This is a genomic window from Caproiciproducens sp., from assembly GCF_053840905.1.
The window spans coordinates 1-15,390 of record NZ_JBNLXQ010000007.1 but is presented as its reverse complement, the minus strand read 5'-3'; the positions used below and the strand labels follow the sequence as shown (position 1 = coordinate 15,390).

The following is a 15,390-nucleotide window of genomic DNA, read 5'->3' as shown; positions in this document are numbered from 1 at the left end:
TATCATTCTTTTTAATTTTATAAAAAATTAAGGAGTGATATTATTAATGGCTGATGATAAAATTGAAATTATAGCAGAATTAGATTTACAAAAAACAGTAGCTAAGATTAATCAAGATTTAAAAACAATTTCGCAAAATATTAAACCGTTAGAACTAAACGTAAATACTAATACTGAATCGACTGAAAAGGTAAAAAAAGCAGTTAAGGATTTATCTGCTCAATTAGATATTATTAAAAATAAAGCTACAGGTTCATTGGGTAGTCTTGATAAATATTTTAATAGTAATACAAAAGCGGCAGAAAAATTTGCCCCACAACTGAAACAAATCCGTACAGAATTACAAAACATTATAAATACAAATGATTTACCGTCTGCACAAAATAGTTATAAGGTTGTAACTTCTCAAATCACGGCAATGAAGGGAGAAGTAAAAAGTTTAGGTATTGAGGGGCAAAGTTGGTTTGCTAATTTAGAGAATGGTGTTAAAAGGTTTTTAACTGCCTTTAGTGGTGTTGGAGTATTAACTGCCGCTATTGCAGTTGGTAGGCAAATGTATCATCAAATTGTTGATATAGATACTGCTATGACCAATTTGAAAAAAGTTTCAGATGAAAGCAATTCAACATATTCACAATTTCTTACCAATGCCGCAACACAAGCAAAGAATTTAGGGTCTTCTATTAGTGATCTTGTTAATTCAACTGCTGATTTTGCAAGATTAGGTTATGGATTACCTGATGCAAATAAATTAGCGCAAATTGCAACAATGTATAAGAATGTCGGTGACGTTGATATTGAAACGTCCACAAAAGACATTGTTTCGGCAATGAAAGCTTTTGATGTTCAAGCAGATCATGCACAATCTATAATTGACAAGTTTAATGAGATTGGAAATAACTTTGCGGTTAGTTCTGCTGACTTGGGAACAGGTCTTAAAAATTCTGCTTCTGCTCTGGCAACCGCAGGAAATAGCATAGATCAATCTTTGGCACTTCTAACAGGCACAACTGAAATTACACAAGATGCAAGTGAAGCAGGAAATGCTATAAAAGTTCTGTCAATGAGACTTCGTGGTGCAAAAACCGACTTAGAGACAATGGGAGAAAGTACAGACGGATTAGCCGAAAGCACTTCTACTTTAAGAAAAGAGATACAAGGTCTTACTGGCGTAGATATTATGGAAAACAATAATACTTTTAAATCTACTTATGCAATTATGAGTGAGATTTCTAAAGTATATGACACTTTGAGTGATACAAGTAAGGCTTCTTTGTTACAGATTATAGCAGGAAAACAGCGTGGTAATCAAGTTTCTGCTTTAATTGAAAACATGGCACAAGCTGAAAAGGCTTTAAATACTTCGCTAAATTCTAATGGTAGTGCACAACGTGAACAAGACAAATGGATGTCTTCAATTGATGCAAAAACTAAACAATTTACTGCTAGTTTTCAAGGTTTATCTGAAACTGTTGTAGACAGTGATGCAGTAAAATGGTTTGTAGATTTGGGAAGTTCTGGAGTTAATGCTATTGATGGATTGAATAAATCATTGGGAACTACACCAGTCCTTCTTAGTTCTATAACATCGGTTCTTAGTATTTTTAAAAAAGATGCTGGACTGTTAAATCCTATCAATTTTAAAGTAGGAGAAAACGGTCAATTAAACTTTGATAGCATTTTTGGCAATTTTTCTAATTCAACAAATAAAATTAATCAAGCATTAAAACAACTTAAGCTTGATGATGCAGATAAATGGGTAACAAAGTTTAATAATGAAACAAAAAATGGAACACAGAACGTTAGTAAATTTATGCAAACTTGTACTGACCCTTCGTTCAAAAATTATGTTAAAACATATGAAGGTGGACAGGCAACAGTAGCAGGATATACAAAAGTTACAAAAGAAGCTAATGCTGCTATTCAAGCTCAAAGCGCAAGTTCAAAGATCGCCGCCGTGTCAGCTACTGCTCTTAATGTGGCAATGAATGTTGGTATAATGTTTGCTGTCAGTGCGGCTATAGGATTTGTAGCTACTCAAATTGAAAATCTTGTAAATAAACAGAAAGATGAAATTGCTGCGGCTTCAGAATTAACAACAAATTATAGTTCTTCTGTTTCGTCAATTAATTCTAATATTTCTTCTTTACAGAGTTTACAATCAGAATTCTCTAAGTTATCTAAAGGTGTAGATGATAATGGTAAAAACGTTGGGTTATCGACAGATCAATATAAACGCTATCATGAGATTGTTAAACAAATTGTAGATATTCAACCTTCATTAATAAAAGGTTGGGATGATGAAGGTAACGCTATTGTTAATAAAAATAATGCGTTACAAAGTGCGATTACTTATGAACAACAGCAACTTGAAATTCAAAAACAGACATATTTAAATAGTGCTGATAAGGTTATAACCGGCGCAGAAGATGAAGTAGGACAGCACACAGACGAAGTTAAACAGCATTTACAGGAACTTTCTACTGAATTTGGTAAGTCTATAGTAAGTAGTAAAGAATATGCGAAAGCGTTGGCTGATTCAGCTAATTCTGGTTCTAATGATTCTTCCGCTGATGTTTTTAAAAATATATCACAAACAAAGTTTAGTGATGAATTAAAAACTTTTGGTATTAGCTATGATGAAATCTTAAAAGGAAATTCAACTGAATTAAACAAATTAGTAAGTCAGCAAGATGTTATTATAACTAAGGTTAAACTTCAAAATGGTTTAACAGATGAGCAGAAAACAAATATTACTAATATTGTAAATTTACTTTCTACCTCTTCCAATTCGCTAACAACAGATTATCAAAAAGTAATCGCTATTGCAGATGCATGGTCTTCATTATCTCAAAATTCATCTTGGTTTGATAAAATCAATCAATCTAATGGATTAGATGCTTTTAATAAACAGATTCAAAAATTTGTTCAGAACAATCCAAAAGCAACCGCAGGAGATATAGAAAACGAAGCATATAAAATTGGGCAAGCATTTGCACAGATTTCAAATAAAATTCCTACTGATGCTATTAGTGATTTAAAAAACAAACTTGCAAATGGAAAGATTTCAGCAGAAGATTATAATAAGGCACTTAAAGATCAGGTTTCCAAAATTACAGATTTGGAACAAAAATATCCTGAATTATCTGTTTTGCTAACGACATTAGCTGATAATTATTCAAATTATGCTAATACAGTAGAACAGAGTAATTCTGATACAACCATGACATTAGATGAATTATCTAAAAAGTATAGTGATTTAAATACTAAAATTACAGATTTGCAATCCATACAGGATACATATAATCAGGTCGGTTATGTTTCCGCTGATATGTTGGAGAAATTAACAGCTAACAATAATGAACTTTTAAAATGTGTTGATATTGTAAACGGTAAACTGGTATTAAATACACAGTCCATGCAGGATAATGCAGATAAGATTAAAGCACAAATGACCGCTACAGTGCAATCAACTTTAGCAAGTCAAATATATGGCATTATGCAAGATGATGTTAAAACTAAAACTGCTGAAGCAGGGAATGCAACAGATACGGCTAAAGGTCAAATATCATCTATGGATGAAACCATGCGTAATGCCGCAATCGGAGCACAAGTTTTAGCAGGTGGATATAGTGCTGTCAAAGATGCTTTTAAGGGAATTCCTGCTTCAAATACTGATAGTTTAAGTGCTGATGCACAAGCAAAAATAAAAGCAGCTATAGCAAGTGCAAAATCTGAAATTGATACAATTAATAAATTAAAAGTAGGTTCGCCAACTGCTGATATTAAGCAACAAAAGGCAGATAAATCCGCAGCAAAATCCGCAGAAACGGCGGCAAATAAAGCTAAGCAAGAAGCAGAAAAAGCAAAGCAAGCTGTAAAAGATGTATATGATTCAGAATTAAAGAAGATAGAAAATAGTGAAGATGAAGGACTATATAAGTCTAAATATGATTATTATAATGCTCTTGTAAAACTTAAAATAAAGTATGCGAAAAATAAGAATATTGATAGCGATGTTTTAAGTGATTTGGATAAAAAAACACGTGAAGCATTAAAAAATTATGAGCAAGGAAATTATGATGATTCAATAAGTGAATTGTCGTATAGAGAAAGTTTAGGTGAAGTAAAATCTGGTTCTAAAGAAGAACTTAAAAATTTACAAGAGATTTATAGTAATCTAACTACCAATCCTTTAATGGCTTTGATTAATGATGAAAAGCATAGACAAGAGATTACACAAAAGATTTATGAAAATAAAAAGCAAAGTGTAGAAAATGATCTTGATGATCTAAAGACACAAGAAAGTTTAGGTACTATCCAAAACGGAAGTATAGAATCAATTAATAAGCTTAAACAAATAAAAGAGAATATTAAAAATCTTGGTTTAAATGAATTAGATCAAAAAGCAAAAGAAATTCAAGTTCAGGAAGAACTAAATTCTGAAACACAAACTTATAATGAGAATCAAATAAATGCTGTAGATCACCTTGTTAATATTGGCAAATTACAAGGTGATTCGCTTGAATATATTCGTAAATTACAATCATTAGAGAAATCATTAAATCTTACCCTTGAACAACGTCAATCTTTGCAGGAAAAGATATATAGTTCTGAAGTTTCTTATATCCAACAATTAGAATCTGATTTATCAGATGAGAGCATTGAGGGGTCTTATGGCTATAGAATAAAAGCTATTCAAGATCAGATTGATGCTATTAATAGTCAGTCAGATGCTGAATCTAAAGCATTAGCAGTTGAGAAAGCAAAAGCGGCTTGGGAAGAAGCACAGAACCAAAAAACGGTTTCTGTATTTGAGGAAGGCAAGGGGTTCGTATATACTACAGATCAGGATACTATCACAGAGAAGAAACAAGCTTTAGCTGATGCTCAACGTGAAGAAGAAATTGAAAAATTAACTCAACAAAAGAATCAGATTCAGTCTGAAGAAAATAATATGAAGTCTCAACTTGAATCTTCCTTGAAAGAATTAGAGGGAACAAGTAATGCTACTTGGAGTAAAATTCAATCTCAAATAACTAAAGTAATAGATAATGTTGATAGAGTATTCAAAACTCATACATCTAAAACTAAAACACAGTATGAAGAAGAAACTAATGCATTAAATGATTCTACTGATAGTCAAACTACAAATTATCAGACCCAAATTAAAAATTTACAGACATTTGTTCCAGAAATTCAGGCTCAAAATAATTTACTTGTAGCTTCTTATAATGGTGTTACTACTGCTTTAAATAATATGGCAAAAGCGTATGCTAACGCTGAAGAAAATCGTGAGAATGCAAACTATAGGTATTATGAATATAATAAACAATTAAAGAAAAACGGAAATACAGTTAAGTATGCTTCAGGGACTAATTATTCAATTGGTGGTTGGGTGCAAACTGATGAACAGGGTTATGAAGCGAAGTTTGCCCCTACTGGTGGTGGAAAATACACTTTAATGGATGAAGGTACTAACATATTCACAGCCGCACAAACTGAAAATCTAAAGATGTTAAGTAACGTTTATAATCCTCAATTGGATACTTTAAGGCAAGGATTAGTTACAACTACATCAAGTAATATAACCAATAGAAATATAAGTCAACAGACAAATCATAATAGTTATCATATAGATAAAGTTGAATTTCCTAATGTACAAAGTGATATTAATACTATTGGAAATGCACTTGAAAATTTGCCACTGTATTTTTCTGCAAAAAATATAAAATGATAAGAAGGTGCTTAAAATGAATAGAAGTATGTCGAAAATTATAGAATCAATGTGGTATGCCATTAGTACATATGTAAAGAAATATGTAGCGACACAGGTTACAAGAATTATATCAGGAACAATTATGGAAGATTTGGGTAATAGTTGGTATAAAGTAAGAGTTAATGGAACAGATTGTAAACTTTCATCTATTAATAATCAATTATATTCAGTTAATGATTCTGTAAAGATTATTGAACCATGTGGTGATCTTAATTACGCTTTTATTTTAGGTAAAGTAAAATCTAAAATATAAGTATATAATTTAATAATTATAGTCCTTGCTTTTCTTTTTTGAATTGCAAGGACTTGTTTTATATATAGGAAGTGAATTATTTGACACAAGAAGAAATATTACAAAAAAGAAAAAATTATCTTAGAACCCATCCTATTTATTATATTGAACACTTTATGAATATTTGTGATAAAAATGGAGCTATTGTTCCATTTAAACTTAATTCAGAACAAAGAGATTATATGGAGCATAAAGGCAAACGAAATATAATCATGAAATCAAGACAAATTGGGATGAGTTCTGTTATTGCAGCAAATTCTTTATTTTTAGCGTGTACACATTCTAATTATCATTGTCTTATGGCGGCTGATAGTGATGCCGACAGAGATTCTATTTTTGACAAACTAAAACAACTATATGAATATATGAACCCTAATATTAAGCCTAAACTTATCAATAACAGTAAAACAAAATTGAGATTTGAAAATGGTTCTCAAATTACTTGTCAGACTTTGGGTCCTAAAGGGAACGCAGGAAGATCAACAACATTGCAGTTCTGCCATATTTCAGAGTTTGGAATGATGCAAGATGATAATGTAGCTAGAAACCATTTAGCGGCTATTACAAGCGCATTGACATCAAATGCAGAGTTAGTTATTGAATCAACTGCAAAAGGTGTAAATACTTTTTCTAATATGTATTTTGCGGCAGAAAGAAATGATGGTAGTTCTATTTTTAAAGCATTTTTCTTTCCTTGGTACGAAGATCATCAAATGTTTGAGGGGTTCTATGAAAAGGCAATTGATCAGTATAAACAACAATATGGAAAATATCTAACTAAAGAAGAATTAACACCATATGAATTGAACTTATATAAGAAAGGTATGACACTAAAACAAGCTATGTGGGCGAGATTAACGAGAATTGAAAAGGGATTATCTTTGTTTAAACAAGAGTTTCCAGCTACAAGCCTTGAAGCAGTATTAACTACTGGTGATAGTCTATTCGATAAAGAAAAAGTTCAACAACATTTGAATGCTGATAAGATAATGAAACCAATTAAAAACAAACCTAATAATTTACCTTCTATTTTAGTTCCATATTTCAATAAGGAGTTGACTATATGGGAACTGCCTAAACCAAATGAAAAATTCTGGTTAGGAGTAGATTGTTCTGAGGGATTAGGTGGTAAGCGAGATTATAGTGTAGTTGAAATAATTGATAAAAACGATAGGCAAGTAGCAGAGTTTAAAAGTAACAAAGTTAAATCATATGACTTTGCAGACATCGTTTTATATCTAGGAATTTATTTTAATCGAGGAATGTTGATTATCGAAAAGGCTTCTACTGGTCATTATCTATTGGATAAATTATATCATGATTGTGGTTATCAGAATATGTATTTTCACATGGAATATGATGCAAACGGCAAGGGTACACCTAAAGTTGGTTTTGATACTAATCCTAAAACTAAACCCATTATGATTGATAATTTCAATGAATTGTTTAGTCGTAATCAAATGGTTATTAATTCAGATTATCTATTGAATGAAATGCAAGTATTTGTTGTTAAAGATGGCAAAATGGGTGCAATGGAAGGGTATCACGATGATGCAATTTTATCTATGAGTTTAGCCTTACAGGGTAGAACATGGCAATATAGAACAGGATGGAAGGAACGTATAAAGAATGGAAACAAATGATAAAAACAATATTACTAAAGAAATCACAGCAGTTCATGTTAATAAATATAAAGGGAAATGGTTTAAATATAGTACATGGTTTAGAGAAAAGCCAACAACATTTGATGAAATGATTGATTATGCACAGGCTGTATTGACTGATAAAAATAGAAGTATGAACAATCGTAATTCAGCTATTCTACATTGTAATGGTCTTACACATTAATTCAATAATAAGGAAGGTAATATAATGAATATAGATTTTAATAATCCGTTATGGTTTAAGAATGAAATTAATACTATGGAGCAACGGAAACATATAGATGATTCAGTAAATATTGATAACTATTTATTGGGAAGACATAAGATATTAGGTAGACCTGATATTAAGTGGAAAGGCGAACAATATACAACTGCAAAGATTGTATTTGATTTACTCAAAGCATTTGTTACTTTCCATACTGGTTATCTTGTAAAGAATCCAGTTAGTGTAACGTGTCAGAATGATCAACTTACTAAATTAATTAATAAGGTTTATAGAAAAGGTTTATATCCTGCAATGGATTATGAAGTTGCCAGTGATTTATATTCTTATGGTAATGCATTTGAATATGTGTATTTGGATAAATCAGATAATATTATTAAAAGTAAACGGATTCTAAATAATTCAGCTTATCCATTGTATGACGAATTTCATAATTACTATGCTTTTGTAGATCATTGGGTAGATAATGAATTCTCACATACATATGATATTGTTTATCTGCCTGATACGGTAAAGACTTTTCAAGATGATATTATGATAGATGAAAAGATTAACTTGACAGGTTTACCAATTCATTATGCAATGCTTAATAAAACAGAATATCAGTTCTTTGGAGATTCTTTTATTCGTGGTCTAATTAATATTGTAGATCGTATTGAAGCACAAATATCTAAGACAGATGATGCAGTAACTAAACTATCATTGAATCCTCTTGGTGTTATGTGTGGTACACCAATTGCGCCTGATGATACAATTAAAGATACTCAAAGCATGGTTGGCACATTCATGAATATTGGTTTTACAGATAAATTTGAATGGGCAACTGCACAGGTAGATAAAGAAACTGTAGAATTTGAGATAAAGACTTTACTGCAACAGTTATATGCTATTGGTGGTATTCCTGCTTCTATGGTTGGTCAGAGCAATGTATCAAACGTTAGTGAAGTGAGTTTAGGGTATCTTTATAATCAAACTGATGATGTTGCAGGGTCTACTATACAGGCATTAAAAGCAGGGTTCTATAAACGCTGGGAATACATTAGAAAGCTATTAGAATTACAGGGTAATAAAATATCTGATGATGATTTTGATACAATGGATTGTAGTTTTGCTTTGAATAAGACAGTTAATACAACTGATCTTATTGATGGGTTGAAGACTATGCGTGATATGGGTGCTATTAGCCGTAAGACGCTTATGGAGAAGTCACCATATATAACTGATAGTTCACTTGAAATGGAACGTATTAAGGCTGAACAGGCAGAAGAATTAGCGTTACAGAATACAGTAAATAATAACAGTCAGGATAATAGTAATTCAGATTATAATACAGAAAGTAATAATGTAGATAACAAGAATAATACTGTAAGTAATAATAAGAATGTAACAGAATGATTATATGGTTTCTGTTCTTGATATTGGGTAATGATGTAGTTATTTGAGTGAGTGTAATATAATGTAAACATAGAATATTACAGAGTTGTTACTATTTGTAAATGGATATGTAAACAATTATAAAAATGTGGGATATATCTGATGTTTTGTTTTTTCCATGAAAGTTGAAGAAGGGGACGCTTTAACACACTAAAGCATAGTAAATATGTATGCTTTGCAGACTTGCATAGGTCAATGCTATTCTTTCATAACTATATCGTACATGAAACCATCATATAATGTAGTATTGAAAACAAGATAATGTATAAAATTAATCCTCTAATCATGATAACGAGTATCACACATTAGAGGATTGATAATATACATTTATACATAATCAACTGATAAATATACATATATAGATATGGGTGGGCATTGGCGGGAAAGTAGTCCAAACAGTGTGTTAGCAGATGCTAATTATACAAAATAATAGTTTTGGATAATTAGGTTTGTTTATTGTTACTAACTAATTATGTTAATAATTGAATCACGTTGTGCAATATGTATAGTCATTATAATATTCATGATATTTGCATAGTTATTCATATATACAAGGCTTATATATTCTTTATTTGAAATAATGTTTGTAATAATGACCAATACAAGAATCATTATTATAATTACAATATACATTCTTTATACATTCCAATCACATCAAAATAGAATCATCTTCCAACAGAAAAGGCTTGCTGTTCTTGAAATTCAATTATAGTATAAAGACATTTATATTAATTGTCATAATAGAAAAATAGTATTCACATTTATGAATCGGACAGCGGCAATAATTCATGCTGAACCCCCTGTTTCAAAAAAATGTTTTATAGCTAATACCGTTTTTTTTCTACAATAAATTTTAAACTTACCATAGGAGAAGAGAACACCAATGAATGAGTATATAGAACTAACTTATCAAAATATAATTCGCACAAATGCTATAGGAATTTTAAAGAATTTCTACAATAATGTGATGACATACAAACAGAATCATCCAGAATCAAAAGAAACATTGTGTTTTACCATGAATCTATCTGCAATGCCTGATTTCTTAATTGAATCTACACATTATCTTTTAGATCACAAACTAATTCAGGCACATAAAGATAAAGACAGTGAATACACTTCCATAACGGCACATCTAACCCCAAAGGGGTATAAACTTTGCAAAGGAGAATGTTAAAAATGGCAGAAACAAATACTTTTACAGTTTTACAACGTCTTAAAATGGAATTAGGTGATTCTGATAGATACACCAGTTCAGATAAAAATTATATGCTTGATGATGAATATATAATGCGTTTGGCTGAAAACGGTTTGGCAGATTCAAGTATCTATGATTATAAAACAATGAAAAGACAGTTATTGCAGACTGTTTCAGATGTATTGAGTACATTTCTAAACAATATAGAAATATTTCGTTCTCATACATCTGAATTTGAAACGCAGAGTGAAGCATATGACGGATTACAAAAGAGATTGAATGCTCTTGATCTTAAAATTGCTTCAATTCCTGATACTACAACAGATAGTACAAATACAACTACATCTAAATTTATGCCTGTATTTATGGACTAAAAATAAAAGAGGTGATAAAGTGTATAATTCAGCGTATAAAATCTTTCAGAATGCTCTTAAACGTGAAGGTAAGGTAATTACATCTTATTCAGATAACACGCCATATACTGTCATATTTAAGCGTAATAGCGATACAAACCAATTACAAGACAAGATAACAATCTTCTATCCTACTGGTTGTGGAATTCATGCAGGACAGTTATTGACTTATAATAATAAGCATTTTCTCACCTTGAATCAGGAAACAGCGGAAAATGATGTTTATAACAAGTCTGATTTATTTGAAACTAATTCTCTTATGACTATATTCGAGAGCAATAAGCAAACATTGTTACCAGTATATTGCTATGATGTTCAGGATGCACTATTTGAGAGTAATAATATAATTTCAGTAGAAAGTGGCAACTTTGAAATGATAACAGAAATTAATGATATTTCAAAAGCCTTTAATATTGCTACCGATTTTTATGCTATGGGAAATTATTGGAAAATCAATCAGATTATTAGCAAGAATAGTATCTATTACATTTATAGTAAAGTAGAATCTATACCAGCTTCTAATACTTTAACTGTTACAGTTAGTGGTAGCGGAACAAGTGATATATATTATTCTGGTCAAAAATCTCAATTTACAGCGGTTGCAAAATGGGGAGAGATGCAAATTAATAATGCTGATCTTATATGGTCAACCAGTAATTCTAGTTTAGCAACAGTAGATAATAATGGTTCTGTTACATTCCTTGCTGAAGGTAATGTAAATATTATAGCGACATGGAAAAGTCAAAATATAACAAGTTACAAAAATGTAACTATTTCAAAACCCATTAACGCTACATTAACTATTACTGGAAATGATACTTATACTACTGCTGATACACCAACATTGACAGCAACAGCATATAAAGATGGGGTAGTAGATTCTACAGCTACTATTACATGGGTTTCATCTGATTCCACAATTGCTACAATTAACAGTACAGGTATAATAACATTCTTAAAAGCAGGAAGTGTAACCTTCACAGCTACATGGGTACAATATAATGTTACACAAACAAAAGTTATAACCGTAACACAGGCTCAAACTATGACTTGCACTATTTCATATAAAACTTCTTCAGAAATAAAGGCAGGAGGTTCAGCTAAACCTTATACTGCTCATTTTTGGATTGGTACAACTGAACTAACAGATCAAACAGCCGCATGGACAGTAACACCACCTACTGGATATGAATCATATATAACAACTACTATTAATCCGAATGGTGTAGTAAATACAATCTCAATTGCGGCAGGTAACAAATCAACTATGATTGGTCAATATGTAAATTTGAAACTTGAAGATTCAAATCATACCTGTTCAGCAACATTAGCAATAAAAATAATAAGCTTATTATAATTATAAAAAGACAGTGACTACATTGCGTAACCACTGTCTTTTTTATAGAAATAATTATTTAGAACTTGATTTCAAAATATTAATGATTTCTTCTGGTGTTTTTCCTATTTTATTTATTAGATTTTGAAGTTCAACAAGCTTTTTCTTTTCCTGCTCATCAATAATAGCTTGCTTTTGTTCATTTAGTTCAGCAATCTTTTCATCAATTTTAGCTTTTCTGGATTCCATTTCAGAAATCTGGTCATCTAATGCCTGTAGTTTTTGCTCGTCTGTTTTAGATGCTCCACGGGGCATAGTATCAACTCCTTAAAAGTTAATTTATTCCAATTTCCAGTTTATATTATTATTGAACATTTGTAAATAGATTTATACTATATATATTAGAAAGGTGATTTATTATAAATACGAACAATCAAACAAAAACTGAACTTCCTGAACTTATGACAGTACAGGAATTAATGGACTACTTCCAATGCGGAAAGAATAAAGCATATGAATTAATTAAACGAAAAGATTTTCCATCAATGCAATGGGGTGGAAGGTACTACATATTAAAAGAAAACTTTGTAGAATGGATGAACAATCAAACAAGGAAATGCACTTTTGCAAAATAACAATTATATTTCATCAATTAACTCTACTGCCTGTGCTTTTTGTTCGTTGATTAGATGAATATATGTGTTATATGTGATAGACACATCTGAATGCCCTAACAATGCAGATATTTTTTTTATATCTACATTCTTTGCAAATAACTTTGATGCGAATGTGTGCCGCAATGTGTGAATTCCACATGATTCTATATCAGCACGTTTTAAAATAGATTCATATGTCCTGCAAAAGTTTCTAACCTTATTTTGTTTTCCTTCTTCAGTACAAAAGATATAACTATCTTCACCGAAATAACGTATTTTCTTGATTTCTTCAAGTGCATTAATAGCGGTTTTATTCAATGGTATTATACGCTTACTGGATTTTGTTTTTAAGAAGTCTTGATTTATCTGTACTCTTTTCTTTGTCTCGCTTTTACGGTCAACAGCCATAACAACATTACTATCTACAGATAATCGTTTCTCTGCAAAATCAACATTACACCATTGAATAGCAAGTGCTTCACCTAATCTTAATCCAGTATTCATGATGAAGATCATTGCATATCCTAAAGGATAACGAAAAATGCCGTTTTTGTATTTGAAAATACATTGCTCTTTAAAACGTTTGATTTCATCGTCATTAAACCATCTTATAGTCTTTTTTTCAAACATATGGGTAGACGGCAAGGTGACAGCGGAAACAGGATTATAGGTTAATTTGCGAACAGACAAAGCATATTTATAACAAGCGTTGATTGCATTGTATGCTTTTTTGATAGAAGAATAAGAATAGTCCTTATCTATCATCTTATTAATCAATTCCTCTTGTATCTGCTCTGGTGTTAATTGTGACAACTGATGATAACCAATATAAGGTATAATATTTTGGTTAATAGTTGCTTCAAGCCTATCATAAGAAGATGGTTTTAATTGAATGGATTTTACAGTAGTCAACCAATTAACAACATAACTGTCAACGGTTACTTCATTTGTCTGGTCATCTGATGCACCTTTAATTAATTCTTTATATGCTTTCAGTTTATCGCGAACTATTTTTTGCTTTGCACCATAAAACGTTTTTATGATTGGTTTTCCTTGTTCATTAGTTCCTAATTGTATTTTAGCGCACCAATTACCATCTTTTCTTTGAAAAATACTTCCCTCTCCTTTGGTATTTCGATGCACAACTTTCTTTTCTGGAACTTCATCTTCAATTTCTTCCGCTTTTTTAGACATAAAAAAATCACGTCCTATCAATTAAAATTGAATTACGTGACTATTATATAACGAATACACCTTATTATCAATATCTTAACACACCTTAATTACACCTTATGCGCGAAACGACTTAGTAAGAAGTAGGGAAAAGTAGGGAAATTAATGTATTATAAGAAATATAAGTACCATACAAACAAAACAAAAAACGCCCTGAAAGCCGCATTCCTGCTGACTTTTCAAGACGTTTTGCATGGCAGGGGCAGAAGGACTTGAACCCTCGGCACGTGGTTTTGGAGACCACTGCTCTACCAACTGAGCTATACCCCTATATGATTCCCTTTTCAGACTGCGGATACTATCTTATCATTTTCTGTTTTTCCTGTCAATACAAATTTCACAACTCAGTCGAACTTACGCAAAGTTAGCACATTGGGCTTGACATATTCCGGCGCGTTATGTATAATTGTTTTTATGTAATATGACTTACTAATACCCCTGCCGTATGGCGGATGGGAGGGAAAAGATAAATGGCTGAAATTAGAATTAAAGACAATGAGTCCTTGGACAGTGCTCTGAGAAGGTTTAAGAAACAGTGCGCAAGAGCCGGGGTTATTGCTGAGGTTCGTAAGAGAGAAGCTTATGAAAAGCCTTCTGTTAAGCGTAAGAAGAAGTCCGAAGCAGCCCGCAAACGCAAGTTTAAGTGACAGTACAAAAATGATTCGGAAAAGCGGGCTTGATTGCCCGCTTTTTTAGCCTGATTTTATTTTCTCCGAAACGGAGGTATGGTTATTGGCATTGTTTCTGCCTACTGTTGCTGTGGACAAGGTTACGGATATTACTCCGGAACTGATTCGTGCCATGCACGCCCGGGCCCTGATCCTCGATGTGGACAACACCCTGGCTGTCCATGATTCTCCGACTCCTTTCGAGGGTACCGTAGAGTGGACGCGCCACATGCGCGAAAGCGGTATCAGCATTATCATTCTGTCAAACAATTCTAAAAAACGGGTTGAACCGTTTGCGGCGAAATACGATCTTCCTTTTTTGTCCCTTTCGTTAAAGCCGATCCCCCTGGGCTATTTCCGCGCCATCCGTAAAATGGGAGTCAAGCGCAGCGAAGTGGTCGCGGTTGGGGATCAGGTCTTTACGGATATAGTCGGCTCCAATTTGTCGTTTATGAAATCGATTCTGCTCGTTCCTGCGGGCAAGGAAAATTCAT

The 15,390-nt window shown here is 31.9% G+C and carries 13 protein-coding genes and 1 tRNA gene; 11 read left to right on the top strand and 3 right to left on the bottom strand.

The features are described from left to right. The first annotated feature begins 46 nt into the window (after positions 1–46). From ACQGQ5_RS08470 to ACQGQ5_RS08435, 8 genes are all read left to right on the top strand, one after another. Complete coding sequence (locus ACQGQ5_RS08470) at positions 47–5,737, top strand: phage tail tape measure protein (RefSeq protein ID WP_455736091.1); 5,691 nt, start codon at positions 47–49, stop codon at positions 5,735–5,737. Positions 5,738–5,753: 16 nt separating this feature from the next. Continuing rightward, the gene (locus ACQGQ5_RS08465) at positions 5,754–6,032 is read left to right on the top strand and encodes a hypothetical protein (RefSeq protein ID WP_455736090.1); all 279 of its coding nucleotides are present in this window, start codon (positions 5,754–5,756) and stop codon (positions 6,030–6,032) included. 80 nt (positions 6,033–6,112) lie between these two features. Continuing rightward, positions 6,113–7,714 (top strand): hypothetical protein, encoded by a 1,602-nt coding sequence (locus ACQGQ5_RS08460; protein ID WP_455736089.1) that lies wholly within the window; start codon positions 6,113–6,115, stop codon positions 7,712–7,714. Beyond that, the gene (locus ACQGQ5_RS08455; RefSeq protein WP_455736088.1) at positions 7,701–7,919 is read left to right on the top strand and encodes a hypothetical protein; all 219 of its coding nucleotides are present in this window, start codon (positions 7,701–7,703) and stop codon (positions 7,917–7,919) included. Before ACQGQ5_RS08460 ends, ACQGQ5_RS08455 begins: the two co-directional genes overlap by 14 nt. 24 nt (positions 7,920–7,943) lie before the next feature. Then, a complete protein-coding gene (locus ACQGQ5_RS08450) occupies positions 7,944–9,353 on the top strand; it encodes a phage portal protein (protein ID WP_455736087.1) in 1,410 nt (469 codons plus the stop codon). Positions 9,354–10,275: 922 nt separating this feature from the next. Then, the gene (locus ACQGQ5_RS08445; RefSeq protein WP_455736086.1) at positions 10,276–10,569 is read left to right on the top strand and encodes a hypothetical protein; all 294 of its coding nucleotides are present in this window, start codon (positions 10,276–10,278) and stop codon (positions 10,567–10,569) included. A 2-nt stretch (positions 10,570–10,571) separates the two neighbouring features. Continuing rightward, a complete protein-coding gene (locus ACQGQ5_RS08440) occupies positions 10,572–10,964 on the top strand; it encodes a hypothetical protein (protein ID WP_455736085.1) in 393 nt (130 codons plus the stop codon). Between the two features lie 19 nt (positions 10,965–10,983). After that, the gene (locus ACQGQ5_RS08435; RefSeq protein WP_455736084.1) at positions 10,984–12,360 is read left to right on the top strand and encodes an Ig-like domain-containing protein; all 1,377 of its coding nucleotides are present in this window, start codon (positions 10,984–10,986) and stop codon (positions 12,358–12,360) included. 54 nt (positions 12,361–12,414) lie between these two features. Here the strand turns inward: ACQGQ5_RS08435 and ACQGQ5_RS08430 are convergent, their stop codons facing one another. Continuing rightward, positions 12,415–12,654, bottom strand: a complete 240-nt coding sequence (locus ACQGQ5_RS08430) for a hypothetical protein (protein WP_455736083.1) — start codon at positions 12,652–12,654, stop codon at positions 12,415–12,417. A 146-nt stretch (positions 12,655–12,800) separates the two neighbouring features. On the opposite strand from ACQGQ5_RS08430, the gene ACQGQ5_RS08425 reads away from it, so the two are divergent. Then, on the top strand, positions 12,801–12,974 hold the full coding sequence (locus ACQGQ5_RS08425; RefSeq protein ID WP_455736082.1) for a helix-turn-helix domain-containing protein: 174 nt from the start codon (positions 12,801–12,803) through the stop codon (positions 12,972–12,974). Between the two features lie 3 nt (positions 12,975–12,977). On the opposite strand, the gene ACQGQ5_RS08420 is transcribed toward ACQGQ5_RS08425, so the two are convergent. Then, complete coding sequence (locus ACQGQ5_RS08420) at positions 12,978–14,189, bottom strand: tyrosine-type recombinase/integrase (RefSeq protein WP_455736081.1); 1,212 nt, start codon at positions 14,187–14,189, stop codon at positions 12,978–12,980. 233 nt (positions 14,190–14,422) lie between these two features. After that, positions 14,423–14,498 (bottom strand) — tRNA-Trp (locus ACQGQ5_RS08415). Positions 14,499–14,698: 200 nt separating this feature from the next. Between ACQGQ5_RS08415 and rpsU the strand changes: the two genes are divergently transcribed. Together rpsU and ACQGQ5_RS08405 are read left to right on the top strand one after the other, a co-directional pair. Then, the gene (gene rpsU / locus ACQGQ5_RS08410) at positions 14,699–14,875 is read left to right on the top strand and encodes a 30S ribosomal protein S21 (protein WP_009060718.1); all 177 of its coding nucleotides are present in this window, start codon (positions 14,699–14,701) and stop codon (positions 14,873–14,875) included. An 85-nt stretch (positions 14,876–14,960) separates the two neighbouring features. Beyond that, positions 14,961–15,390: YqeG family HAD IIIA-type phosphatase (locus tag ACQGQ5_RS08405; protein WP_455736080.1), on the top strand; the 430-nt coding region annotated here is incomplete at its 3' end.

What these genes read in the sequence shown, in the direction of transcription:
- ACQGQ5_RS08470 (WP_455736091.1), top strand. Translation starts at nt 47, where the DNA reads ATGGCTGATGATAAAATTGAAATTATAGCAGAATTAGATTTACAAAAA.
- ACQGQ5_RS08465 (WP_455736090.1), top strand. Translation starts at nt 5,754, where the DNA reads ATGAATAGAAGTATGTCGAAAATTATAGAATCAATGTGGTATGCCATT.
- ACQGQ5_RS08455 (WP_455736088.1), top strand. Translation starts at nt 7,701, where the DNA reads ATGGAAACAAATGATAAAAACAATATTACTAAAGAAATCACAGCAGTT.
- ACQGQ5_RS08450 (WP_455736087.1), top strand. Translation starts at nt 7,944, where the DNA reads ATGAATATAGATTTTAATAATCCGTTATGGTTTAAGAATGAAATTAAT.
- ACQGQ5_RS08445 (WP_455736086.1), top strand. Translation starts at nt 10,276, where the DNA reads ATGAATGAGTATATAGAACTAACTTATCAAAATATAATTCGCACAAAT.
- ACQGQ5_RS08440 (WP_455736085.1), top strand. Translation starts at nt 10,572, where the DNA reads ATGGCAGAAACAAATACTTTTACAGTTTTACAACGTCTTAAAATGGAA.
- ACQGQ5_RS08430 (WP_455736083.1), bottom strand. Translation starts at nt 12,654, where the DNA reads ATGCCCCGTGGAGCATCTAAAACAGACGAGCAAAAACTACAGGCATTA.
- ACQGQ5_RS08425 (WP_455736082.1), top strand. Translation starts at nt 12,801, where the DNA reads ATGACAGTACAGGAATTAATGGACTACTTCCAATGCGGAAAGAATAAA.
- ACQGQ5_RS08420 (WP_455736081.1), bottom strand. Translation starts at nt 14,189, where the DNA reads ATGTCTAAAAAAGCGGAAGAAATTGAAGATGAAGTTCCAGAAAAGAAA.
- rpsU (WP_009060718.1), top strand. Translation starts at nt 14,699, where the DNA reads ATGGCTGAAATTAGAATTAAAGACAATGAGTCCTTGGACAGTGCTCTG.